This window comes from Sphingobium sp. V4 (genome assembly GCF_029590555.1).
Taxonomy (GTDB): Bacteria; Pseudomonadota; Alphaproteobacteria; order Sphingomonadales; family Sphingomonadaceae; genus Sphingobium.
The window spans coordinates 58,506-80,188 of sequence record NZ_CP081001.1 but is presented as its reverse complement, the minus strand read 5'-3'; the positions used below and the strand labels follow the sequence as shown (position 1 = coordinate 80,188).

Annotated in this window: 26 protein-coding genes; 9 read left to right on the top strand and 17 right to left on the bottom strand. The window is 65.7% G+C overall.

The features are described from left to right. Window positions 1-52 precede the first annotated feature (52 nt). The gene (locus K3M67_RS00425; protein ID WP_066864301.1) at window positions 53-1,633 is read right to left on the bottom strand and encodes a lysine--tRNA ligase; all 1,581 of its coding nucleotides are present in this window, start codon (window positions 1,631-1,633) and stop codon (window positions 53-55) included. 131 nt (window positions 1,634-1,764) lie between these two features. Here K3M67_RS00425 and K3M67_RS00420 point away from each other — a divergent pair, with 131 nt between their 5' ends. Genes K3M67_RS00420 through K3M67_RS00405 form a run of 4 tightly spaced genes read left to right on the top strand, consistent with a single transcriptional unit; the run spans window position 1,765 to window position 5,991 of the window. Next, window positions 1,765-2,124, top strand: coding sequence for a PilZ domain-containing protein (locus K3M67_RS00420; protein ID WP_066864304.1), 360 nt, complete (start codon window positions 1,765-1,767; stop codon window positions 2,122-2,124). A gap of 42 nt (window positions 2,125-2,166) precedes the next feature. Further along, window positions 2,167-4,920 (top strand): ATP-dependent DNA helicase, encoded by a 2,754-nt coding sequence (locus K3M67_RS00415; RefSeq protein WP_285831982.1) that lies wholly within the window; start codon window positions 2,167-2,169, stop codon window positions 4,918-4,920. After that, window positions 4,917-5,459, top strand: a complete 543-nt coding sequence (locus K3M67_RS00410; protein ID WP_285831981.1) for a SixA phosphatase family protein — start codon at window positions 4,917-4,919, stop codon at window positions 5,457-5,459. The genes K3M67_RS00415 and K3M67_RS00410 overlap by 4 nt, the downstream gene beginning before the upstream one ends. Before the next feature lie 10 nt (window positions 5,460-5,469). After that, window positions 5,470-5,991 carry a GNAT family N-acetyltransferase gene (locus tag K3M67_RS00405; RefSeq protein WP_285831980.1) on the top strand — a complete coding sequence of 174 codons (522 nt, stop codon included), beginning with the start codon at window positions 5,470-5,472 and terminating at the stop codon, window positions 5,989-5,991. Between the two features lie 6 nt (window positions 5,992-5,997). Here the strand turns inward: K3M67_RS00405 and K3M67_RS00400 are convergent, their stop codons facing one another. From K3M67_RS00400 to rpmF, 5 genes are all read right to left on the bottom strand, one after another. After that, window positions 5,998-6,336 carry a MerR family transcriptional regulator gene (locus tag K3M67_RS00400; RefSeq protein ID WP_066864315.1) on the bottom strand — a complete coding sequence of 113 codons (339 nt, stop codon included), beginning with the start codon at window positions 6,334-6,336 and terminating at the stop codon, window positions 5,998-6,000. Window positions 6,337-6,424: 88 nt separating this feature from the next. Beyond that, window positions 6,425-6,715, bottom strand: a complete 291-nt coding sequence (gene ihfA / locus K3M67_RS00395) for an integration host factor subunit alpha (protein ID WP_066864319.1) — start codon at window positions 6,713-6,715, stop codon at window positions 6,425-6,427. A gap of 91 nt (window positions 6,716-6,806) precedes the next feature. Further along, a complete protein-coding gene (locus K3M67_RS00390; protein ID WP_066864321.1) occupies window positions 6,807-7,775 on the bottom strand; it encodes a beta-ketoacyl-ACP synthase III in 969 nt (322 codons plus the stop codon). Next, a complete protein-coding gene (gene plsX / locus K3M67_RS00385; RefSeq protein ID WP_066864325.1) occupies window positions 7,772-8,797 on the bottom strand; it encodes a phosphate acyltransferase PlsX in 1,026 nt (341 codons plus the stop codon). Before plsX ends, K3M67_RS00390 begins: the two co-directional genes overlap by 4 nt. A gap of 68 nt (window positions 8,798-8,865) precedes the next feature. Continuing rightward, entirely contained in the window at window positions 8,866-9,045 is a 180-nt protein-coding gene (rpmF, locus tag K3M67_RS00380) for a 50S ribosomal protein L32 (protein ID WP_066864328.1), read from the bottom strand. Window positions 9,046-9,265: 220 nt separating this feature from the next. Between rpmF and K3M67_RS00375 the strand changes: the two genes are divergently transcribed. Continuing rightward, window positions 9,266-9,697 (top strand): MAPEG family protein, encoded by a 432-nt coding sequence (locus tag K3M67_RS00375; protein WP_066864331.1) that lies wholly within the window; start codon window positions 9,266-9,268, stop codon window positions 9,695-9,697. A gap of 14 nt (window positions 9,698-9,711) precedes the next feature. Here K3M67_RS00375 and K3M67_RS00370 read toward each other — a convergent pair whose 3' ends face one another. From K3M67_RS00370 to K3M67_RS00350, 5 genes are all read right to left on the bottom strand, one after another. Further along, window positions 9,712-10,371, bottom strand: coding sequence for an MBL fold metallo-hydrolase (locus K3M67_RS00370; RefSeq protein ID WP_066864333.1), 660 nt, complete (start codon window positions 10,369-10,371; stop codon window positions 9,712-9,714). 66 nt (window positions 10,372-10,437) lie between these two features. Continuing rightward, complete coding sequence (locus tag K3M67_RS00365) at window positions 10,438-10,866, bottom strand: RrF2 family transcriptional regulator (protein ID WP_066864336.1); 429 nt, start codon at window positions 10,864-10,866, stop codon at window positions 10,438-10,440. A 90-nt stretch (window positions 10,867-10,956) separates the two neighbouring features. Further along, window positions 10,957-12,012: a glycerophosphodiester phosphodiesterase gene (locus K3M67_RS00360; protein WP_066864339.1), complete on the bottom strand. Its 1,056-nt coding sequence runs from the start codon at window positions 12,010-12,012 to the stop codon at window positions 10,957-10,959. Next, the gene (locus K3M67_RS00355) at window positions 12,009-12,365 is read right to left on the bottom strand and encodes an ArsC family reductase (RefSeq protein ID WP_066864342.1); all 357 of its coding nucleotides are present in this window, start codon (window positions 12,363-12,365) and stop codon (window positions 12,009-12,011) included. The genes K3M67_RS00360 and K3M67_RS00355 overlap by 4 nt, the downstream gene beginning before the upstream one ends. A gap of 15 nt (window positions 12,366-12,380) precedes the next feature. Then, on the bottom strand, window positions 12,381-12,761 hold the full coding sequence (locus K3M67_RS00350; protein ID WP_066864346.1) for a RidA family protein: 381 nt from the start codon (window positions 12,759-12,761) through the stop codon (window positions 12,381-12,383). 140 nt (window positions 12,762-12,901) lie between these two features. On the opposite strand from K3M67_RS00350, the gene K3M67_RS00345 reads away from it, so the two are divergent. After that, window positions 12,902-13,219: a hypothetical protein gene (locus K3M67_RS00345; protein WP_285831979.1), complete on the top strand. Its 318-nt coding sequence runs from the start codon at window positions 12,902-12,904 to the stop codon at window positions 13,217-13,219. A gap of 2 nt (window positions 13,220-13,221) precedes the next feature. On the opposite strand, the gene K3M67_RS00340 is transcribed toward K3M67_RS00345, so the two are convergent. Next, window positions 13,222-13,632, bottom strand: coding sequence for a group II truncated hemoglobin (locus K3M67_RS00340; protein ID WP_066864352.1), 411 nt, complete (start codon window positions 13,630-13,632; stop codon window positions 13,222-13,224). A gap of 151 nt (window positions 13,633-13,783) precedes the next feature. Between K3M67_RS00340 and K3M67_RS00335 the strand changes: the two genes are divergently transcribed. Then, window positions 13,784-14,386: a thermonuclease family protein gene (locus tag K3M67_RS00335; RefSeq protein WP_285831978.1), complete on the top strand. Its 603-nt coding sequence runs from the start codon at window positions 13,784-13,786 to the stop codon at window positions 14,384-14,386. Window positions 14,387-14,735: 349 nt separating this feature from the next. Here K3M67_RS00335 and K3M67_RS00330 read toward each other — a convergent pair whose 3' ends face one another. From K3M67_RS00330 to K3M67_RS00315, 4 genes are all read right to left on the bottom strand, one after another. Continuing rightward, on the bottom strand, window positions 14,736-15,272 hold the full coding sequence (locus K3M67_RS00330) for a glycine zipper 2TM domain-containing protein (RefSeq protein ID WP_066864358.1): 537 nt from the start codon (window positions 15,270-15,272) through the stop codon (window positions 14,736-14,738). A gap of 205 nt (window positions 15,273-15,477) precedes the next feature. Then, window positions 15,478-15,732, bottom strand: a complete 255-nt coding sequence (locus tag K3M67_RS00325) for a hypothetical protein (protein ID WP_285831977.1) — start codon at window positions 15,730-15,732, stop codon at window positions 15,478-15,480. Between the two features lie 152 nt (window positions 15,733-15,884). Then, a complete protein-coding gene (locus K3M67_RS00320; protein ID WP_066864361.1) occupies window positions 15,885-16,937 on the bottom strand; it encodes a ribonucleotide-diphosphate reductase subunit beta in 1,053 nt (350 codons plus the stop codon). 11 nt (window positions 16,938-16,948) lie between these two features. Further along, entirely contained in the window at window positions 16,949-17,224 is a 276-nt protein-coding gene (locus K3M67_RS00315) for a hypothetical protein (protein ID WP_285831976.1), read from the bottom strand. Between the two features lie 59 nt (window positions 17,225-17,283). Between K3M67_RS00315 and K3M67_RS00310 the strand changes: the two genes are divergently transcribed. Continuing rightward, a complete protein-coding gene (locus K3M67_RS00310; RefSeq protein ID WP_285831975.1) occupies window positions 17,284-17,529 on the top strand; it encodes a DUF2171 domain-containing protein in 246 nt (81 codons plus the stop codon). Window positions 17,530-17,575: 46 nt separating this feature from the next. Here K3M67_RS00310 and K3M67_RS00305 read toward each other — a convergent pair whose 3' ends face one another. Beyond that, the gene (locus K3M67_RS00305) at window positions 17,576-19,474 is read right to left on the bottom strand and encodes a ribonucleoside-diphosphate reductase subunit alpha (RefSeq protein ID WP_443019621.1); all 1,899 of its coding nucleotides are present in this window, start codon (window positions 19,472-19,474) and stop codon (window positions 17,576-17,578) included. A gap of 630 nt (window positions 19,475-20,104) precedes the next feature. On the opposite strand from K3M67_RS00305, the gene K3M67_RS00300 reads away from it, so the two are divergent. Then, complete coding sequence (locus K3M67_RS00300; protein ID WP_066864367.1) at window positions 20,105-21,625, top strand: fumarate hydratase; 1,521 nt, start codon at window positions 20,105-20,107, stop codon at window positions 21,623-21,625. Window positions 21,626-21,683: the final 58 nt, after the last annotated feature.

Below are 21,683 nucleotides of genomic sequence, written 5' to 3'. Positions count from 1 at the left end.
AAACGCGAAATCGGGTAGAATGTTCCCGTTCCGCGCCGGTTTGCGCAATAAATTATCCCGCCAACGCCTCTGCGATCAGCTTGCGGCTGTTTTCAACACCATAGAGCGCGATGAAGCTGCCCATGCGCGGTCCCTGGTCGGCGCCCAGCAGCGTCTGGTAAAGCGCCTTGAACCAGTCGCGCAGTTCGGCGAAGCCGAACGCCTCATCCTTGCCGATGGCGTAGACGATATTCTGGATATCTTCAGCCGTAGCCTCGCCCGGCAGCGCCGCCAGTTCCGAGTCCAGCCGGGCGAGCGCCGCAGCCTCGTTCGGCTCGGGCGCGCGCCGCTGGAGCGTCGGGGCTACGAAATCGCGGTGATAGGCCAGCGCATGGCCGATCAGCGCATCGAGCTCGGGATAGGTCTCCGCGCTCGCGCCGGGCACATAATTCTGGAGATAGCCCCAGACCTGGTCGCTGCTGGCGTCACCCATCACGCCCACAAGGTTCAGCAACAGGCCGAACGTGACCGGCAGTTCCCCCTCCGGCAGCTTGCCGTCGTGGATGTGATGCACCGGGTTGCCCAGTTGCTGCTCGATCGCTTGGCGGGGATAATTGCCGCGGAACTGCCAATATTCGTCGACCGCGCGCGGGATCACGCCCATGTGCAGCTGCTTGGCCTTCTTCGGCTCGCGATAGGCGTAGAAAGCCAGGCTCTCCTGCGGGCCATAGGTCAGCCATTGTTCCAGGCTGAGACCGTTGCCCTTGGACTTGGAGATTTTCTCGCCCTTTTCGTCGAGGAACATCTCATAGTTGAAGCCTTCGGGCGGGCGGCCGCCGAGCGCGCGGCAGATTTTCGACGACTGCGTCACCGAATCGATCAGATCCTTGCCCGCCATTTCATAGTCGACGCCCAGCGCGTACCAGCGCATCGCCCAGTCGACCTTCCATTGCAGCTTGGCACCGCCCGAAAGGATCGACTGCTCGATCATCTCGCCCTCATCCTCGAAACGGACGAGACCGGCCTCTGCGTCGATCACCTCGACCGGCACCTGAAGCACGATGCCGCTCTTCGGGCTGATCGGCAGCACCGGCGAATAGGTCGCCTGCCGTTCCTTGCGCAGGGTCGGCAGCATGATGTCCATGATCGCCTGGTAACGGCGCAGCACCTGGCGCAGCGCTTCGTCGAAGGCACCTGCATTGTAGCGCTCGGTCGCCGAGACGAATTCATAGTCGAATCCGAAACGGTCGAGAAACTCGCGCAGCATCGCATTGTTATGATGCGCGAAACTCTCATATTTCTCGAAGGGATCGGGTACCTGCGTCAGCGGCTTGCCCAGATATTCGGTCAGCATCGCCTGGTTGGGGACATTGTCCGGCACCTTGCGCAGCCCGTCCATGTCGTCGCTGAACGCCACCAGCCGGGTCGGGATATCCGACAGCGCGTGGAAGGCGTTGCGGACCATGGTGGTGCGCAGCACTTCGTTGAAGGTGCCGATATGCGGCAGGCCCGACGGGCCATAGCCGGTTTCGAACAGGATATGCCCCTTGTCGGGCGCAGCACCGGGGTAGCGCTTGAGCAGCTTCCGGGCTTCCTCATAGGGCCAAGCCTTGGACGCCTGAGCGGCGCTGCGGAGAATGTCGGACATGGTCATAGTGCCAAAGCCCCTAGCCCCGGACATGCGCGAAGGAAACGCTATTTCGAGGCAAAAGCGCGTTGAGAATCGTTCTCACCTTTACATTTCATTAACCCTGTTTGTGCATGATTGCGGCGATTGGAGGCCCTATGCACATACAGCGCAGCCGTGAGCGCGTCTCGGTGGACATCCCGATCGTCGTGACGACGGTACTCGACAGCCTGGAAGGCACGATCATCGACCTGAGCGAAGGCGGGGCGCAGGTCGTGGGGTGCAGCCTCCCTGCCGGCAGTTCCTGCCAGATCGATCTGGATGGCTTCATCACCTTCGGCACGGTGCGTTGGTCCGAAGAGGACCGGATGGGCATCCGCTTTCCCTATGAACTGAGCGACGGACCGCTGTTCGACCGGCTCGAACTGGCCCGCGCTGCAAAGCGCACGCCCGCCGCGTTCCAGCCCCGCATTCAGGCGATGATGGGCGGTGGTGGATTCGGACGCCGGATCGGCTGAATCAGGTTTTCCTTTTGTTCCCGTTCGCCTAAACCCCGGCGAGTGATCGATCCCGCCACATTGCCCGCACTCCACGCCAGCCATGGCGGAATCTGGCTGCGCGACGACGGCCGCACCCAGGCGCTGGCCAAGGGACAGGCGATCGCGCGCGCCGCCGAAACGCCGGTGCTGCTGCTCAATGCGCCGCTGACGGGACAAAGGCTCGGCTATCCCGACCTCAATGGCCTCGACCTGCTCGAACTCTGGGCCTTCCTCCACCCTGCCCGATTCCTGGTGCCGACGCCCAAGGGACTGGCGCAGGCGCTGGACCTGCCCGCACCCACCCATGAAGGGGATATTCCCGCGCTGCTGCAACAGGGCGCAACGCTGCTGCTGGCCCGCCTCGCATCGCCCGACTGGCCGGAGCGCGAAGGCGGCTGGACCGCCGCGCAGGCGCTGCACCGGCTGCGCTGGCCCTGGTCGCCGCTGGTCGCGCCGCGCATCGCCCGGCCGAAGGAAGCGGAACGCTGGCTCTTTTCCAAGCTGCCTGAATGGGAGGAGGCGCAGCCCCGTCCCGCCCCCCGCAGCATCACCCTGCCCGAACATCAGGTGCTGGCCCGGCTCGACGCGCTGACCGGAGCGATGGCCGAACCCCGTCCCGGCCAGCGCGCCTATGCCGCCGCCGCGAGCACCGCCTTTCGCCCGCGCCAGCATCGCGACCAGCCCAACATGCTGCTGGCCGAAGCCGGAACCGGCATCGGCAAGACCTTGGGCTATCTCGCCCCCGCCTCGCTCTGGGCGGGAGAGGCGCAGGGGACGGTGTGGGTGTCGACCTACACCAAGGCGCTGCAACGCCAACTCGACCGCGAATCGCTGCGACTCTTCCCCGATCCGGCGGTCGCGGCCAGGCGAGTGGTGGTGCGCAAGGGGCGCGAAAATTATCTCTGCCTGCTCAACCTCGAAGATGCGCTCCAGGGCGGTTTTTCCGGGCGCGCCGCGATCCTGGCGCAATTGGTCGCGCGCTGGGCGGCGTTCAGCAAGGATGGCGACATGGTCGGCGGCGACTTGCCCGGCTGGTTGCCGACGCTGTTCCGCCGCAATGGCTCCACCGCCCTCACCGACCGGCGCGGCGAGTGCATCTATGCCGGCTGCCCGCATTACCGCAAATGCTTCATCGAGCGGTCGGCCCGCGCCAGCGTCGATGCCGACATCGTCATCGCCAACCATGCACTGGTGATGATCAACGCCGCGCGCGGACGGGAAACGGGGCAGCGGCCGCAACGGATCATTTTCGACGAAGGCCATCATCTCTTCGACGCCGCCGATTCGACCTTCTCGGTCGCGCTGTCCGGGCAGGAGGCGATCGAGCTGCGTCGCTGGATCATGGGGCCGGAGGGCGGATCGCGTGGACGCCGCCGGGGCCTGGCCGCGCGCCTGTCCGACATGGCGAGCTATGACGAGGAGGGCGGACAGGCGATCCGCGCGGCGGTGGACGCGGCGCAGGCCTTGCCCGCCGACGACTGGCTGAAGCGCGTGGTGGCGGGCGAACCCTTCGGCCCGCTGGAGGCGCTGCTCGGCGCGGTCCGGGGCACCGTCTACGCTCGCGCCGCAGACGCCGGGGAGGCGGACGCCGGCTATGGACTGGAAACCGAGTTGGCGGAGCCCGACGGCGCGCTGGTGGAAGCCGCGCAGGAGGCCGCGCTGGCTCTCGACGCCCTCGTCAAGCCGCTCGTCCGCCTCGCCCGCCGGCTGGAGGCGGTGATCGAGGATGCGCCCGACTGGCTGGACGGCCCGGCGCGGGCGCGGATCGAGGGTGCGGTCGCCTCGCTGGGCTGGCGACGCGACCTGATCGCCGCCTGGCTGGCGCTGCTCGCCAGGATCGGCGGCCCGGCCGACCCCGATTATGTCGACTGGATGACCGTCGACCGGATCGAGGGGCGCGAGTTCGACATCGGCATCCACCGCCACTGGCTCGACCCGACCCGCCCGCTCGCCGAAACCGTGCTGAAACCGGCACAGGGCGTGATCGTCACCTCCGCGACGCTCAAGGGCGGGGGCGAATGGGACAATGCCGAAAGGCGCAGCGGCGCGCGTCACCTGCCCCATGGCGCGGAGCGGTTCGAGGCGACCAGCCCGTTCGACTATCCGGGCCGCGCGGAGGTGCTGATCGTCACCGACATCAAGCGGGGCGACATCGCCGCGCTGTCGGGTGCCTATGGCCGGCTGATCGAGGCGGCGGGCGGCGGGACGCTGGGCCTGTTCACCGCGATCCGGCGGCTGCGCGCCGTCCACGCCCGCATCGCCGACCGGCTCGCGCGTGGCGGCCTGCCGCTCTACGCCCAGCATGTCGATCCGATGGACACCGGCACACTGGTCGACATCTTCCGCGACGATCCGCGCGCCTCGCTGCTCGGTACCGACGCGTTGAGGGACGGCGTCGACGTGCCGGGCCATTCGCTGCGGCTGGTGGTGATGGAAGGCGTGCCCTGGTCCAAGCCGACCGTCCTGCACGCCGCGCGTCGGCTCGCCGGCGGCGGCAACGCCTATGACGACCGGCTGATCCGGGCGCGGCTCGCCCAAGCCTTCGGTCGCCTGATCCGCCGGGCCGAGGACCGGGGCAGTTTCGTCATCCTGTCGGCCGCCATGCCAAGCCGCCTCTTGACCGCCTTTCCCCCCGGCACGCCGATCCGCCGGCTGACGCTGGACGAGGCGATCATTGCCGTCAGCGCCGGGGCGAGCAGCGAAACGCTTGGCGAAGCCGGTTCGTTAGGGCATCAGGGGCGCGAATCCGGCTTGCCCCAACAGGAGAGAAAATGAAGCGTCTGACCCTGTTGCGCCACGCCAAATCGGACTGGGATGATCCGGTGGCGCGCGATTTCGACCGGCCTCTGAACCGCCGGGGAGAGAAGGCCGCGCTGCTGATGGGCCAGTTCGCCGCAAAACGGAACATGGCGTTCGACTTTCTGGTCGCCTCTCCCGCGGTGCGGGTGGTGCAGACGCTGGACACATTCTTCGCCGGCTATGGCGAGACGCTGGACGCCCATTGGGATCGCCGCATCTATCTCGCCTCCGCGCCGACCCTGCTGGACGTGGTGCGCGACCTGCCCGACAGCGCCGCACATGTGCTGATGGCGGGGCATAATCCGGGCTTCGAGGAACTGATACTGGACCTGGTGCCCGACGATGGCGCCAATCCGCTGCGCGAGGATGTGGAGGTCAAGTTCCCGACAGCCAGCCTGGCCGTGCTGGACCTGGCGATCGACCACTGGCGCCAGGCGGCGACCAAGGGCGCGACGCTGGCCAGCTTCACCCGCCCGCGCGACCTGGACCCCGCGCTGGGGCCGGGGACGCGCTGAGCCGCCGGGCATGACGCCGATCGCCTGGCGACGCGCCGAGCCACAGGACGCCGCCGCGCTGTCGATCCTGGGCGGCGCGACATTCCTCGCCAGCTTCGCGCACGACCATCCGGGCGCCGCCTTGGTCGCCCATATCCGGAACGCGCATGGCGAGGCCTATTATCAGGCCGCGCTCGCCGATCCGGCTCAGACCGTCCTGATCGGGGAAACGCCGCTCGGCGCGCCGGTGGGTTATGTCATGATGACGCCGCCCGACCTGCCGCTGCCGACCGACGCGGCCCGCGACCTGGAGATCAAGCGCGTCTATCTGCTCGCCGGATGGCAGGGCGGAGGCCATGGCGACCGGGTGATGGCGCTGGTAGAGGAAGAAGCGCGGCGTCGCGGCGCGCAGCGGCTACTGCTGGCGGTCTATCCGCAGAATGAGCGCGCCCGGCGCTTCTATGCCCGGCACGGCTTTGTCCATGTCGGCGAGCTGACCTTCATGGTCGGCGACGAGCCGTTCCGGGACCTGATCTACGCCCGGACGCTGTAGGGCCTTTCAGAGTTTCAGCGCAGCGGCCAGCGCGGCGCGTATGCCCTCGAGCCGCACGACCAGATCCTCCGCCGGTGCGTCGGCAGGCGCCGCCCCAGCGGCGCCCTCCCCGTCGGCCAGCGCCTTCTGCGCGCCCTTGACGGTGAAGCCCTCGACATGGAGCAGATGGTGGATGCGCCGCGCCAGCGCCACATCATCCGGCCGATAATAGCGGCGATTGCCCGATCGCTGCAGCGGCCGCAGCTGGGGAAAGCGCGTTTCCCAATAGCGCAATATATGTTGGGGCAAACCCAGCTCGCCGGCCAGTTCACTGATCGTAAGAAAGGCCCCCTCCGCTTTTTTCATGACAGGAATGTTGCACCCATCATCCCGGCCAGGTCAACCGTGGTAAATGGCCGTTAAGGCAGAAAAAGCGGCGGCCGACCGTCCCGTTTCAAGCCACCCGGTCGCGCATCGTCTGGCTGGCGCGGAACGTCAGCACCCGGCGCGGCTCGATCGGCACCTCGACTCCGGTCTTGGGGTTGCGGCCCATGCGTTGCGTCTTGTCCCGCAGCACGAAGGTGCCGAAACTCGATATCTTCACATTTTCGCCGCGCTCCAGCGCCGCCGACATATGGTCGAGAATGGATTCGACCAGCGCCGCCGCTTCCGCTCGCGACAGACCGACATGGCGATTCAGGCTCTCCGCGAGGTCCGCCCGCGTCAACGTCCCAGTGCCGCTCATTTCCCGTCCCCTCTCGCCTCGCGATCACCCCCCGATGACCTACCCGCGAATCTGACGGATTTACAGTGATTCGGCAAGACTACCCAAAAGGTTAGACCCGAAGGACGCAGGCGCCCCAGGTGAAGCCGCCGCCCATCGCTTCCAGCACGACCAGATCACCCGGCTTGATCCGGCCGTCGCGGACGGCGACGTCCAGCGCCAGCGGCACCGAGGCGGCCGATGTGTTGGCATGGCGATCCACGGTCATGATGACCCGGTCGGCCGGTAGCTTGAGCTTGCGCGCCGTCGCGTCGAGGATGCGGGCATTGGCCTGGTGCGGAACCAGCCAGTCGATCTCGGTGGCCGGCAGCCCGACCTGCGTCATCACCTCGGTCAGGACGGAGGCGAGGTTGACCACGGCATGGCGGAACACTTCCTGCCCCTTCATCCGCAGCTTGCCGACCGTCTGCGTGGTCGATGGACCGCCATCGACATAGAGAAGCTGATTGTGGCGGCCGTCTGCGTGCAGCTTCGACGCCAGGATGCCGCGCGCGCCCTCCAAGCTTTCCTCCGCACCCAGCACAATCGCGCCGGCACCGTCGCCGAAGAGGACGCAGGTCGTGCGATCCTCCCAGTCGAGGATGCGGCTGAACGTCTCCGACCCGATCACCAGCGCGCGATTGGCCGCCCCCGACCGGATCATGCTGTCAGCCACGGTCACGGCATAGAGGAAGCCCGAACAGACTGCGGCGACGTCGAAGGCGACGCAGTCGTCGATGCCCAGCGCCGCCTGCACCTTGGTCGCGGCGGCGGGGAAGGTCTGGTCCGGCGTCGCCGTCGCCAGGATGATGAGGTCGATCTCCTGTGCGGCGAGGCCGGCGGCGTCCAGCGCGGCAAGGGCGGCATCGGTGGCGAGCGTCGCGGTCGTCTCGCCCTCGCCCGCGATATGGCGGGTGCGGATGCCAGTGCGCTCGACGATCCATTCGTCGCTGGTGTCGACGGTCTGCGCCAGTTCCGCATTGGTGACGATGCGCGCGGGCAGGGCCGAGCCCGTCCCCAGAAGGATCGAACGGCGGATCACTTGGCGGGCTGCTCCAGCTTCGACGCGGCGGCCGAAAGCCCCCCTATTCCCGCCATGTCGGCGGCGATGCGACGGGTGATGTCCTCTTCCAGCAAGCGAGCGGCGACATGGACGGCATTGGCCACGCCCTTTTCGTCCGCACTGCCGTGGCTCTTCACCACCACGCCGTTCAGGCCCAGGAAAACCGCGCCATTATGATTGTTGGGGTCGAGATGATGCTTGAGCATGTACATGGCCGGCTTCGAAATCAGGAAGCCGATCTTCGACCGGATCGAACTGGTGAAGGCCTTGCGCAGCACGTCGGTGACGAAACGGGCGGTGCCCTCCGCCGTCTTGAGCGCGACATTGCCGGAAAAGCCGTCGCAGACGATGACGTCGGTGTCGCCGCGGCCGATCTTGTCGCCTTCGGTGAAGCCGTCGAACTGGAGTGGCAGGCTGTCGGCGCTGCGCAGCACCGCGGCGGCGTCGCGGATCTCGTCGGTGCCCTTCAGTTCCTCGGTGCCGATGTTGAGCAGGCGCACGCGCGGCCGGTCGAGATCGAAGGCGATGCGCGCATAGGCCGCGCCCATGACCGCGAACTGGACGAGGTTGCGGGCGTCGCACTCGGTGTTGGCGCCCAGGTCCAGCATGATGACGTCATTGTCGCCCAGCGTGGGCAGCATCGCGGCGAGCGCGGGCCGGTCGACACCCGGCATGGTGCGCAGCGCGACCTTTGCCATCGCCATCAGCGCGCCGGTATTGCCGGCGGACACCGCCGCCCCGGCCTCGCCCGCCTTCACGGCGGCGATGGCCTTGGCCATGGAGCTGCTTTTCTTGCGAATCGCGACGCTGGGCTTGTCCGAGCCGTCGACGACCGTGTCGGCGTGAACGATGTCCGACGCCGCCCGCAAATTGGGGTGATGGTCGAGCGCAGCCTTGATCCGCTCCTCGTCGCCGAACAGGGTGAAGCGAAGCCCATCATGACGGCGACGGGCCAGCGCGGCCCCTGCCATCATCACGCGCACACCTTCGTCCCCGCCCATCGCGTCGATTGCGATTCGCGGTTGGCCTGACACTTTAGTTCACCCCTTTGCGGAGTAGAGAAAAGGGCTTACGCCCCGACGGCGACGATTTCGCGGCCGTTATAGTGACCGCAGGCGTCGCACAGATTGTGCGGGCGCTTCAGTTCACCGCAGTTCGAGCATTCCTGGAACGCCTCGACGCGCAGTGCGTCATGGCTGCGGCGCATACCGCGGCGGGAAGGAGAAGTCTTGCGCTTGGGGACAGCCATGTCGGCACCTTATTCCATATATCAATCTGGTTGTGCGACTGGCCGGTATCCGAATGGTGCCGACGCCAACGGCGCCGCAGACCCATGCGGCCCGGGTGATCGCGAAGCCCTGCGCCTATAGCGCTTTTTGACGGAGGCGCAAGTGCTTCCTTATCCTTTGACCTTGCCCCCCTGCCCCCGCGGACTAGGGTGCGGCCCACCAGACAAGGGGGATTTGACGATGCTGCTGCCGATCACGCTGACCTTTGCCGCTGCCTGCGCGCTGCTCAACCTCTGGCTCGCGATTCGCTGCGCACGGATTCGCATCGGCGACAGGGTGCTGCATGGCGATGCCGGCAACAGCCTGCTGGCGCGACGGATGCGCGCGCACGCCAACTTCGTCGAATATACGCCGATCGTGCTGATCCTGTTCGCGCTGATCGAACTGGCGGTAGGCGCGTCGCTGTGGCTGTGGATCGGGGCGCTGGCCTATGTGCTGGCGCGCGTCGCCCATGGTTTCGGCATGGACGCCGACAAGCCCACGGCCACCCGCGCGGGCGGTGCGCTGCTCAGTTGGATCATCATGGTCGTGCTGGCTATCGCGGCGCTGATGCTGGCCTATAGTGCGACGCGCGAGGTGCCGGCACCACCGGCGCTGGCGGCGCGGGCCTAACCAACCGTCGTTCGTCAGCGCGCCAGCACCGAATCGGCGACGAAGGGGTTGGTGCGCCGCTCATGGGCGAAATTGCTCATCTGGCCATGACCGGGGACGAAGGCGGTGTCGCCGCCCAACGGCCAGAGCTTGCCGGTGATGGCGTCGATCAGATCCTGATGATTGCCGCGCGGGAAGTCGGTGCGGCCGATCGACCCCTGGAACAGCACGTCGCCCACGATGGCCAGCTTGCTGGGCGCATGGTGGAAGACGACATGGCCCGGCGTGTGGCCGGGGCAGTGAATGACATCGAGCACCAGATTGCCGACCGTCACCTGATCGCCGTCCTGCAGCCAGCGGTCCGGCTCGAAACTCTCGCCCGGCAGCCCCCAGCGTTCGCCATCGGCAGCCAGCCGGTCGATCCAGAAACGGTCATCCTCATGCGGCCCCTCGATCGGGACATCAAGGTCGCGCGCCAGCACCCCCGCCTGCCCGCAATGGTCGATATGGCCATGGGTAACGAGGATCTTCTCGATCGTCACGCCATGCTGTGCCGCTGCCTGCTTGAGCACCGGCAGGTCGCCGCCCGGATCGACGAAGGTGCCGCGCATCGTTTCCGTGCACCAGAAGAGCGTGCAATTCTGCTGCAACGGGGTGACGGGGATCAGGACGGCTTTGAGCGGCGGCGTGGTCATGGCTTACGCATGTGGCGAAGCAGCGCGGCCAGCGCAAGACCCAGGCTGGGCCGTCCGGCGTGGGGGTCAGGCTCCGTCATCCGCCACCGCGAACGGCTCGGCAAGGCTGATGCTGTCCAGCACCTTGGCCGTTTCGTCGCGAACGCGCAGCATCACCCGGTGCAGGCGACATTCCGATTCGGGCAGGCAGTTGGTGCAGCTTTCATGGGCGAAGCGGCTGGCGCAGGGGGTCAGCGCCAGCGATCCGCGCGTCAGCCGGACGATGTCGCCATAGCTGATGTCGACAGGTGCCAGCGCCAGCCAATAGCCCCCGTCCCGCCCCCGCTGCGTCGCCACCAGCCCTTCGCGTGACAATTCGGACAGGATCACGGTCAGGAACTTGGCCGGGATATTCTGTCGCGTGGCGATTTCGTTCAGGGGTACGGGGCCTTGGCGGTAGCGGTCGGCGAGATGCTGGAGGGCGCGGATGGCGTAACGGGTCTTCTGGGACAGCATGACTTCGTTATTCGCCTGCGGGCGGGCTTTGGCAAGTCAAGTGACCCGGTCGCGAAGGAAGTTTTCCGGGCTGGCGGCGCTTTACCCCGATCAGGGATTGGCGGCGGTCAAAGCCGCGCGCGCCTGGCCGGGAAAGTCGCTGAAGAGGCCATCCACACCGGTCGCTGCGATCGCCCGGACATAGCCGGCGAAGTCGCCCCGCCCCTGCGGATCGTCGAGCCGCTGGTAGGCGGCGGGCAGGAAGCTGTTTTCCATCCGCAGCGTCCAGGCATGGACCGCAAGCCCCGCATCATGGGCACGCCCGACCAGCGCGGTCGGGCCTTCGGGCGCGATCAGCAGCGCCGCCGACGGGCCGATGCCGTCGGCATAGGCCGCGATGTCGGACAGCCCCCGTACCGTCAGCATGTCGGCGTAGGTCGTTCCGGGCAGGTCGGCGGGGCCGCCCTCCGCGTCGACCAGCTGGATCAGGCGCAGGCGGGTCGCGGCGCGCAGCGCGCGCAGGTTGCCGACCTCGAAGGACTGGATGAAGACCGGGTCCGCCTCCGTCTGATAGCCGTAGCGGCTGAGCAGTTCGAGCAGCGCCGCCTGGTGCGGCAGGCCCAGCCCCGCGAAATAACCGGGATGCTTGGTTTCGGGATAGAGGCCGATGCGGCGGCCGGTTTCCGCTTCCTTGGCGCGGACCAGCTTCAAAATCTCCTCGAAGGTCGGGATCGGATAGAGATCGTTGAAACGCCGGTTGGCCGGACGCAGGTCGGGCAGTCGTTCGCGCGCGCGCAGGGTGCGCAGTTCGGCGAGGGTGAAATCCTCCGTGAACCATCCGACCATCTGGATGCCGTCGATCGTCTTGCTGGTCTTGCGGTCGGCAAACTCCGGGTGGTCGGCGACATCGGTAGTGCCGCTGATCTCATTCTCATGCCGGGCGACGAGGACCCCGTCCTTCGTCAGGACCAGGTCCGGCTCGATATAGTCGGCGCCCTGGTCGATCGCCCGCTCATAGGCAGCGAGCGTATGTTCGGGCCGTTCGCCGCTGGCGCCGCGATGGGCGATCAGGATCGGTTCGGCAGCCGAGGCCGACGGGGCGACGGAAAGGGGGATGAGGCTCATGAGCAGGATCGCCCCGATGCGCGCCAGCCCCCGTCCGATCACGCCTTCACGCCCTGCAACGCCTCTTCATAGGTCGTCGCCTTGAAACCGACGATCGTACCCTTGCCGGTGTCGAGGATCGGGCGCTTGATCATCGAGGGGTTGGTGATCATCAGCAGGATCGCCTTGTCCGCGTCGATATGCGCCTTGTCACCGGCGTCGAGCGCCTTGAAAGTCGTGCCGGAGCGGTTGAGGATGGTTTCCCAGCCATGCTCCATCACCCATTCCTCCAGCTTGGCCTTGTCGACGCCCGCGACCTTGTAGTCGTGGAAGCCGTAGGCGACGCGCTCATTGTCCAGCCAGTTGCGGGCCTTCTTGATCGTGTCGCAATTCTTGATGCCGTACATGGTAATCATGATGCTGCGCTCCTGTTACCCTTTGAAGGCGGTGACTTCGATTTCGATCTTCATGTCCGGCTTGACGAGGCCGGCGACGACGCAGCTGGCGGCGGGGCGGATGTCGCCGAACACGGGGCCGGCAATCTCACCCATCACGTCCCAGTAAGCGGCGTCGGTGATATAATAGGTAACGCGCACGACGTCGGAAAAGGCGAAGCCCGCATCCTCCAGCGCCTTGCCGATCACCTTGAGGGCGTTCCTGCCCTGCTCCACCACGCTTTCGGGCATGGTCTTGGTTTCAGGGTCCGTGCCGGTGGTACCGGCGACGAAGCACCAGTCGCCCTGGACGACGGCGCGCGAATAGCCGACCTGCGCCTCGAAAGGCGAGCCGGAGGAAATGAGCTGGCGGGGCATGAGGGGGATTCCTGCTGCAGTGCGAAAGGATCGACCGCGCCTTTGCCCCCTTGTCCTGGCGCTGTCCAGCGCTTTCGCCGGAACAGCCGGGCACGCGGGCCGTTGAGGCGGCATCATCCCTTCAATCAAGGAGAGCCGCGATGGACCGCCCTACCCCGGATCGCGAACTGCCCGTTACCGAACCGGACGAGAATGGCGAGCAGGCCGAGGCCGGCACCCAGGCGCAGGATGTCGCCGACGATGCGCGCGCCCGCTCGACCGACCTGGCCGAGGACAGCGAGCGCGGCGGACGAAGCAACCCGGCGCAGATCACGCCCGACGATACCGAGGATCTGGTCGAGAAGATGGAGGCGATGACCCGCTCCGGCCGGATCGACATGGACGCCTATGCCGGCGAGCCGCCGATGGACGACGAAATGGACAGCTATGGCGCGACCGACGATGAGGATGAGGATTGAGGTCAGGCCGCCGCGCTGCCCTCCAGCCCGAAATTGATCATGCCCCGCGCCATGTGGCCGAGCGCTTCGGCCATGGCGTCGCCGATCGCGGGATCGAGATCCTCTTCGCCCGCTATCGCGCAGGCCATGGCGGTCGCCCATTGATCCGCCAGAGCCGGGGTGATCGGGAAGGCGCGATGCAGCGACATGATGCAGGGTCCGCGCTCGAACCAGTCGCGCGGACCGCCCAGCCAGCCGCACAGGAACCGGGTGAGGCCGTGGCGCACGGCGGTCAGGTCCGCCGCATGGATGGCGCGCAACGCCGCATAGGCCGCGTCCTGTTCGATCAGGTCGTAGAAGCGGTGCGCGATGGCGCGGACCACCGGCTCGCCGCCGATGCGGGCATAGGGGCTGGGCGGCGCGGCGGCATTCATGAAATCGGCTCCGTTTCGGATGGTCCCGTCACAGCATGGCAGGCCGCGTCGGAGCGGCATTGACATGCGTCAAATCGTTGCGCCGCCGGATCGGCGGGAAGCTGGAGCGGCTTTAACGGGCTGTTTGCCAACGGGCCGTTAGCATGGCGGCATGGCAAGACGAGAGACAGGTCGGCAGGCGCCGTCGCGCAAGGGCAGGGTGCAGCAGGCCTGGCTGGCCCAGGCGCGGAACGGCGACCAGAGCGCGCGATACCAGCGGCCACGGCGAAGCAAGGGTTTCAGCGGTCCCGCGCTGATCTACACCTTGTGCCTGGGCTTGCTGCTGGGCTGGTACGGGCCGGGCTGGGTCGAACGGATCGACGAGGCCGGGGTGCATGTCCCGACGCTGCGCCTGCCCGGCGACATCCATCTCCCCGGCACCCGCTCCACCCAGGCCCGATCCGCCGACCTGCTGTCGGCCGATTTCGGTTTCTGCCATAGGGGCGGCGGAACCAACTGCGTGGTCGACGGCGACACCCCCGAGACCCATGGGCCGCGCTGCGCGGCGGAAGGCGAACTGGGCGCGCAGGCGACGCGGCGCTTGCAGGCTCTGATGAACGCAGGCCCGTTCTCGCTGGAGAGCGGCGATCGCGACACCGACCGCTATGGCCGCGCGCTGCGCGTGGTGACGCGGGAGGGCGAATCGATCGGCGGCATGATGGTCGCCGAAGGGCTGGCCCGCAGCTGGGACGGCAGCCGCCATCCCTGGTGCTAGCGCCGATCGACATTCAGCCCTGACGGGCTGCAAATTATGGGAACCGGTTTTCACATTGAGCGATAGCTCTGGTAAGTCGCGCCTTCCCGTATATCGGACTGAATGCAACGCAGTCTCGAATGGAATGATGTCGAGCGACCTGTGTGGCCCCAGGCGCGATCAGGCCTGGCACGAGGACGGGTCGACAGTTCGGGGCTTGCGCCTGCTTCGCCCGGCAGCTTCGGCACGCGCGCCGTTGCGCGGGCGGATGACATGGCATGACCGGAACGCGCGACCGCAAGTCTCGGCCCGCGGGCTCCGGCTTTTTGGTGACGCATCACTGTTTCGGACGATGCGCCAGGTCAGCGGATCAGCGGCAGCTGACCCCGCCACGGTCGATCTCGCGGCCCAGCAATGCGCCCGCGCCGCCGCCGATCAGGATGCCAGCGATGTTGGACTGGCCGCGATCGATCTGGCTGCCGAGCAGGCCGCCGATCGCCGCGCCGACGATCAGGCCGGTGGTGCCATCCGACCGGCGGCAATAATAGCGGTCGTCATAGCCGCGATAGATGCGGGTGCGGCGATCGACGCGGATCGGGGCATAGCCGTCGCGATAATAGCGGTCCGGCCGATAATAGCGGCCATAGCGCGGATCGGGCCGGTTATAGTCATAGGCGTAGACGACGCGGCCGGGACGGCGATAATCGTCGCGGCGGCTCTGGCGCCAGTCGCGATCGACATGCTTGCCACCATGCTTCCAGTCGCCCCGGCCATGCCCGGGATTGCCATGGCGGCCATGGCCGCGGCCGTTGCCCGGATCGGCAAAGGCCGGGGTCGCGACGATGCCGGTCAGCGTCATCGCGCCGAGCGAAAAGGCCGCGATGGCCTGTTTCAGCGAGAAACTCATGGGTGAGGCTCCTTCCCTCGATAATGATGATCGATCGTAGAACCCATGGGCGTGACGAATGTTGCATGAACGGAACAAAACCGGCCGTTCAGCCGGGGGACAGGCGGCGAGCGCGGACAAATGGCGGGGCGGATCGGTAATCGGGCGGGCGGTGACGATGACTGCGTGCGCGCCAAAAATCGGGAGCATGGATCGGAAGCAGCGATTAGGTAGCCATCCCACCTCCCGCGCCTTCCGGGGCCGAGAAAGTGACCGGACTCGTCAGCACGACGCGATCCAGTCGGGTGTCATTCTGGCAGCGATGGCAATAGGCGTGGTCGAAGGCCACGCCCAATAGCCAGTCCTGCGCCTCCACATTCCATTCCGCCCATGCGTCGCGGGTGACATGATCGCTACCACAGACGTGGCAGATATAGGCGTGTCGGACAGAGGCGGGGTGAGGTGTGGCTGGCTCGGTCATGCGGTGAGCATAAACGCGACTTGCGCCGTTTTGGCGGGATGTTGATCCGTTATGGACACATCGCCCTGCGTCTTGCGGGCGCAGGCGCATCCTCGCTCCCGATCAACCGAAAGGCGGCACCGTCACGGCGGAGCCGCCTTTCGCTTTTCTCTTCACTCCGCCGCGATGCCGGCAGCCTTGAACATGTCGGGGCCTTCATCGTCGGCGTTGGCGGCGGCGTCGCCCTTGACCTTCTGGCGGCGGTCGAACGCGTCCCAGACGTCGTTCCACTGCCCGCGGGTCGCCGCCTTCGAATATTCGGTCGCGCGGGTTTCGAAGAAATTGGCGTGCTCCACGCCATTCAGCAGCGGGGTCAGCCAGGGCAGCGGATGCTCGTCGATCATGTAGATGGGTTTCAGGCCCAGCTGCCCCAGGCGCCAGTCGGCGATGTAGCGGACATATTTCTTGATGTCCTTGGGCGTCATGCCCGGCACCGGACCCATTTCGAACACCAGGTCGACGAAGGCGTCCTCGATGCGGACGGTCTTCTGGCACATGTCCATGATGTCGTCCTTGACCGATGCGGTCAGGCAGTCGCGTTCCTTCACGAAGGCGTGGAACAGGCGGATGATGCCTTCGCAATGCAGCGTCTCGTCGCGGACCGACCAGCTGACGATCTGGCCCATGCCCTTCATCTTGTTGAAGCGCGGGAAGTTCATCAGCATGGCGAAGCTGGCGAAGAGCTGGAGCCCTTCGGTGAAGCCGCCGAACATGGCCAGCGTCTTGGCGATGTCCTCGTCCGTGTCGACGCCGAACTGCTGCAGATAGTCGTGTTTGTCCTTCATCTCCTTATACTGCATGAAGGCGCTATATTCGCTCTCGGGCATCCCGATCGTGTCGAGCAGGTGCGAGTAGGCGGCGATGTGGACGGTTTCCATGTTGCTGAACGCGGTCAGCATCATCTTGACCTCGGTCGGCTTGAACACGCGGCCATATTTCTCGTGGTAGCAATCCTGCACCTCGACGTCGGCCTGGGTGAAGAAGCGGAAAATCTGGGTCAGCAGGTTGCGCTCATGGTCGCTGAGCTTCTGCGCCCAGTCGCGGCAATCCTCGCCCAAGGGCACTTCCTCGGGTAGCCAGTGGAGCTGCTGCTGGCGCTTCCAATATTCATAGGCCCAAGGATATTCGAAGGGCTTGTAGACCTTGCTGGCTTGAAGAAGAGGCATGGGGGCTATCCTTAATGTAATTTGATTGTTTCGATGCCCTCAACAGGGCCGAGAAATCCGAAAGTCAGAGCGCAGGCAAAACCGAGAAATAGCGGCGCGAAAATCATCTGAATCTTGCCGATCAGGTTCAACCGGCCGATCGGCAACTCCGAACCTTCCATAGGCATTCCAAACAGCCTGCGACCAACAAAGGGGTTCGAGGTCATGCGCGCGAAACGCAAACCGTTCACGAATACCCCCAAGGCAATGACCGCAACGATCGAAAGAAAGACGCGCCCATCAGTCATGCGACCATCTCCGCCCCCGCGCGTTCAACGCTCGCTACCCCCAGCACAGGAGAAATATCATGGTCGACCTGACCAGCATCAAGGAACATGCCGAAGTGATCGGCGCCGATGGCGTCCATATAGGCACCGTCGACCATATGGACGGAGACCGGATCAAGCTGACCAAGAAGGACAGCGGGGAAGGCAGCCATAAGGGGCATCATCACTATATCAGCCGGGGCCTGATCGCGGCGGTCGAGGATGACGGCACGGTGCGGCTTTCCGCCAATGCCGACGTCGCGGTGACGTTCGAGGAAGAAGCTTGAGCGGACGGGCGCGGCGGCATAGGCCGTCGCGCGCCGCTTCAAGCGCTTACTGACAGGCAAGACACTCGTCATAGTCGGTGGTCTCGCCGATTTCGAACTTGGGCGCGTCGATCGTGTTGTCGGCTTCCACGCCACCGGCGAAGCCCGCGCGCTGGACCGATTTCGACCGCAGATAATAGAGCGACTTGATGCCCAGTTCCCAGGCGCGGAAGTGGAGCATGAGCAGATCCCATTTCTCCACGTCGGCCGGAATGAACAGATTGAGCGACTGCGCCTGGTCGATATAGGGGGTGCGATCCGCCGCGAGTTCGAGCAGCCAGCGCTGGTCGATCTCGAAGCTGGTCTTGAACACATCCTTTTCTTCCGGGGTCAGGAAGTCGAGATGCTGGACCGATCCGCCCTTTTCCAGGATCGAGTTCCACACGGCCGTGCTGTCCTTGGCCTTGGCGACCAGCAGCTTTTCCAGATAGGGATTCTTGACCGCGAAGCTGCCCGACAGCGTCTTGTGGGTGTAGATATTGGCCGGGATCGGCTCGATGCAGGCCGATGCGCCGCCGCAGATGATGCTAATCGACGCGGTGGGCGCGATCGCCATCTTGCAGCTGAACCGCTCCATCACGCCCTGGTCTGCGGCGTCCGGGCACGGCCCGCGCTCCTGCGCCAGCATCATCGACGCCTCGTTCACCTTGGCGTTGATATGCTTGAAGATGCGCAGATTCCACGATTTGGCCATGGCGCCTTCGAACGGAATGTTGCGCGCCTGGAGGAAGCTGTGGAAGCCCATGACGCCCAGGCCGACCGAGCGTTCGCGCATGGCGCTATATTTGGCGCGCGCCATTTCCGGCGGGGCGCGGTCGATATAGTCCTGCAGCACATTGTCGAGGAAGCGCATGATGTCTTCCGCGAAGGTCGGATGATCCTTCCACTCGTCCCAGGTTTCCAGGTTCATGGAGGAGAGGCAGCAGACCGCCGTGCGATCATTGCCGAGATGGTCGCGACCCGTCGGCAGGGTGATTTCGGAGCAGAGGTTGGAGGTCGAGACCTTCAGCCCCAGGTCGCGGTGATGCTTGGGCATCATCCGGTTCACCGTGTCGTTGAAGACGATGTACGGCTCGCCGGTGGCCAGGCGCACTTCGACCAGCTTCTGGAACAGGGCGCGGGCGTTGACGGTGCCACGGACCGACTGATCCTTGGGGCTGCGCAGGTGGAATTCGGCGCCGTCGCGCACCGCCTCCATGAACTCGTCGGTCAGCAGCACGCCATGGTGCAGGTTCAGCGCCTTGCGGTTGAAGTCGCCGCTGGTCTTGCGGATTTCCAGGAACTCCTCGATCTCCGGGTGGGAGATGTCGAGATAGCAGGCGGCAGAGCCACGGCGCAGGCTGCCCTGGCTGATCGCGAGAGTCAGCGAATCCATCACCCGGACGAAGGGGATGATGCCGCTGGTCTTGCCGTTGAGGCCGACCGGCTCGCCGATGCCGCGGACATTGCCCCAATAGGTGCCGATGCCGCCGCCGCGCGAGGCGAGCCAGACATTCTCGTTCCAGGTGTTGACGATGCCTTCCAGGCTGTCGTCCACCGAATTGAGATAGCAGCTGATCGGCAGGCCACGCCCAGTGCCGCCATTCGACAGGACAGGCGTCGCCGGCATGAACCAGAGCTTCGAGATATAGTCATAGACGCGCTGCGCGTGGGGCGCATCGTCCGCATAGGCGGCCGCGACGCGCGCGAAGAGATCCTGGTAGGATTCGCCGGGCAGCAGATAGCGGTCGTTCAGCGTATCCTTGCCGAATTCGGTCAGCAGCGCATCGCGCGACGCGTCGGTCGCGACGTGGAAACGCCGCGCCTGCACCGCGGAGGAGGACAGGGGCTCCGAGGACAGGGGCTCGGCCGCCGGGGCGGGCGCGGGCTTGTTCGTCTCGATCGCTGCTTCCAATATTTCGTCCATCACCGTCGCCACGTCGCCAGCACCTGTCTGTTCACTGTCCCGAAAATCCATTGCGAGTCCCCAATGTTCCTGTTCCGTTCGATTCGGTCAAGCCGGGGTGCGAGCAAGCGCACATCCTAGCATGAACCGCACCGCGCAGGCACGGAAATGGGCCCAACCGGGCGGATCGCGGGGGCGAAAACGCCCCTGCGCCGGAAAAGCATCCGGCGACACGATCACAACCTGTTGGGGAACCCCCGTTAACCCGATACAAGGGATAGTGCCACAGCCGCTTTCAGGCGCAAGAGGGTAAATGACGTTTCGGCGACTCTGTTTGCCGCTGATCCGATTCATTTCATCGCCGCTCCGGCACGCCGCATCGCAGCGACGCGCGGACTTTCCTTTGCTCCGCAAAAGGCAAGGGGGAGGATGGCGGAGATAAAATAAATTTGGCTTGCCACGCAAATGCGTAGGGGGCGGTTTCGGCCCCGCCGCCACCCGGCCCATCATCGGGCGGCCGCCCGGCCGCAGGCCCGCGCCCCTGCCCGAATCATGCGCGCCAAATCTGGACTCGGGCCCGCAAAGTCCTATAGCCGCGCCTTGCCAGGCGCCGCTGTGCAGAGGCGGGCCGCAAGATAGGGACCAGGGTAGATGACCGTCATCAAGACCGCCGATCTGATCGAGAGCGTCGCCGACGCGCTCCAGTTCATCAGCTATTACCACCCGATGGATTATATCCGCGCGCTGGGCAAAGCCTATGAGGCCGAAGCCAATCCGGCGGCGAAGGACGCCATCGCCCAGATCCTGACCAACAGCCGCATGTGCGCGGAGGGGCATCGCCCGATCTGCCAGGACACCGGCATCGTCAACGTCTTCGTCAAATGGGGCATGGATTGCCGACTGGACGATAACAGCCGCTCGATGCAGGACGTCATCGACGAGGGCGTGCGCCGCGCCTACCTCAATCCCGAAAATCGCCTGCGCGCGTCGATCCTGAAAGACCCGGCTTTCTCGCGCCAGAACACCAGGGACAACACGCCCTGCGTGCTGAATGTCGAGATGGTGCCGGGCAACAAGGTGATCGTCGACGTCGCCGCCAAGGGCGGCGGTTCGGAAAACAAGACCAAGTTCAAGATGATGAACCCCAGCGATTCGATCGTCGACTGGGTGCTGGAGATGGTGCCGCAGATGGGCGCGGGCTGGTGCCCGCCCGGCATGTTGGGCATCGGCATCGGCGGCACCGCGGAAAAGGCGGTGGCGCTGGCCAAGGAAAGCCTGATGGACCCGATCGACATGGGCGAATTGAAGGCCCGTGGTCCGCAGAACAAGATCGAGGAACTGCGCATCGAGATTTTCGACAAGGTCAATGCGCTGGGCATCGGCGCGCAGGGCCTGGGCGGCCTAGCCACCGTTCTCGACATCAAGATTCACGACTATCCCTGCCATGCGGCGGGCAAGCCGGTGGCGATGATCCCCAATTGCGCCGCCACGCGCCACGCGCATTTCACGCTGGACGGGTCGGGACCGGCCTATCTGGAAGCGCCCAAGCTCAGCGAATGGCCGCAGGTCGACTGGAAGCCGAGCAAGGAAGCGATCCGCGTTGATCTCGACACGCTGACGCCCGAAGTCGTGCAGAGCTGGAAGCATGGCGACCGCCTGCTGCTCAACGGCAAGATGCTGACCGGCCGCGACGCCGCGCACAAGCGGATCGCGGACATGCTGGCCGCCGGGGAACAGCTGCCGGTCGATTTCAAGGGCCGCGTCATCTATTATGTCGGTCCGGTCGACCCGGTGCGTGACGAGGTGGTCGGCCCCGCCGGTCCCACCACCGCGACCCGCATGGACAAGTTCATGGACATGATGCTGGAGCAGGGCCTCGCCGCCTGCGTCGGCAAGGCCGAGCGCGGCCCGGCCGCCACCGACAGCATCGCCAAGCACAAGAGCGCCTATCTGATGGCGGTCGGCGGCGCGGCCTATCTGGTCGCCCGCGCGATCAAGCAATCCAGGGTCGTCGGCTTCGAGGATCTGGGCATGGAAGCCATCTACGAATTCACCGTGGAGGACATGCCGGTCACCGTGGCCGTCGATAGCGAGGGCCAGAATGTCCACCGCCTCGCCCCGCTGGTGTGGCAGGAAAAGATCAAGCGGGAAGGCCTGCTGGAAAAGGCATGACCTTCCCTTCCTCCCCATCGCAAGATGGGGAGGGCAACCATGTGCGCGGCACAATGCG

What these genes read in the sequence shown, in the direction of transcription:
- K3M67_RS00315 (WP_285831976.1), bottom strand. Translation starts at nt 17,224, where the DNA reads ATGACTGATGGGCGCGTCTTTCTTTCGATCGTTGCGGTCATTGCCTTG.
- K3M67_RS00340 (WP_066864352.1), bottom strand. Translation starts at nt 13,632, where the DNA reads ATGAATGCCGCCGCGCCGCCCAGCCCCTATGCCCGCATCGGCGGCGAG.
- K3M67_RS00330 (WP_066864358.1), bottom strand. Translation starts at nt 15,272, where the DNA reads ATGAGTTTCTCGCTGAAACAGGCCATCGCGGCCTTTTCGCTCGGCGCG.
- K3M67_RS00300 (WP_066864367.1), top strand. Translation starts at nt 20,105, where the DNA reads ATGACCGTCATCAAGACCGCCGATCTGATCGAGAGCGTCGCCGACGCG.
- K3M67_RS00320 (WP_066864361.1), bottom strand. Translation starts at nt 16,937, where the DNA reads ATGCCTCTTCTTCAAGCCAGCAAGGTCTACAAGCCCTTCGAATATCCT.
- K3M67_RS00375 (WP_066864331.1), top strand. Translation starts at nt 9,266, where the DNA reads ATGCTGCTGCCGATCACGCTGACCTTTGCCGCTGCCTGCGCGCTGCTC.
- K3M67_RS00345 (WP_285831979.1), top strand. Translation starts at nt 12,902, where the DNA reads ATGGACCGCCCTACCCCGGATCGCGAACTGCCCGTTACCGAACCGGAC.
- K3M67_RS00370 (WP_066864333.1), bottom strand. Translation starts at nt 10,371, where the DNA reads ATGACCACGCCGCCGCTCAAAGCCGTCCTGATCCCCGTCACCCCGTTG.
- K3M67_RS00325 (WP_285831977.1), bottom strand. Translation starts at nt 15,732, where the DNA reads ATGACCGAGCCAGCCACACCTCACCCCGCCTCTGTCCGACACGCCTAT.
- K3M67_RS00425 (WP_066864301.1), bottom strand. Translation starts at nt 1,633, where the DNA reads ATGACCATGTCCGACATTCTCCGCAGCGCCGCTCAGGCGTCCAAGGCT.
- plsX (WP_066864325.1), bottom strand. Translation starts at nt 8,797, where the DNA reads ATGGGCGGGGACGAAGGTGTGCGCGTGATGATGGCAGGGGCCGCGCTG.
- K3M67_RS00420 (WP_066864304.1), top strand. Translation starts at nt 1,765, where the DNA reads ATGCACATACAGCGCAGCCGTGAGCGCGTCTCGGTGGACATCCCGATC.
- ihfA (WP_066864319.1), bottom strand. Translation starts at nt 6,715, where the DNA reads ATGAGCGGCACTGGGACGTTGACGCGGGCGGACCTCGCGGAGAGCCTG.
- K3M67_RS00305 (WP_443019621.1), bottom strand. Translation starts at nt 19,474, where the DNA reads ATGGACGAAATATTGGAAGCAGCGATCGAGACGAACAAGCCCGCGCCC.
- K3M67_RS00350 (WP_066864346.1), bottom strand. Translation starts at nt 12,761, where the DNA reads ATGCCCCGCCAGCTCATTTCCTCCGGCTCGCCTTTCGAGGCGCAGGTC.
- K3M67_RS00400 (WP_066864315.1), bottom strand. Translation starts at nt 6,336, where the DNA reads ATGAAAAAAGCGGAGGGGGCCTTTCTTACGATCAGTGAACTGGCCGGC.
- K3M67_RS00365 (WP_066864336.1), bottom strand. Translation starts at nt 10,866, where the DNA reads ATGCTGTCCCAGAAGACCCGTTACGCCATCCGCGCCCTCCAGCATCTC.
- K3M67_RS00335 (WP_285831978.1), top strand. Translation starts at nt 13,784, where the DNA reads ATGGCAAGACGAGAGACAGGTCGGCAGGCGCCGTCGCGCAAGGGCAGG.
- rpmF (WP_066864328.1), bottom strand. Translation starts at nt 9,045, where the DNA reads ATGGCTGTCCCCAAGCGCAAGACTTCTCCTTCCCGCCGCGGTATGCGC.
- K3M67_RS00355 (WP_066864342.1), bottom strand. Translation starts at nt 12,365, where the DNA reads ATGATTACCATGTACGGCATCAAGAATTGCGACACGATCAAGAAGGCC.
- K3M67_RS00310 (WP_285831975.1), top strand. Translation starts at nt 17,284, where the DNA reads ATGGTCGACCTGACCAGCATCAAGGAACATGCCGAAGTGATCGGCGCC.
- K3M67_RS00405 (WP_285831980.1), top strand. Translation starts at nt 5,470, where the DNA reads ATGACGCCGATCGCCTGGCGACGCGCCGAGCCACAGGACGCCGCCGCG.
- K3M67_RS00410 (WP_285831981.1), top strand. Translation starts at nt 4,917, where the DNA reads ATGAAGCGTCTGACCCTGTTGCGCCACGCCAAATCGGACTGGGATGAT.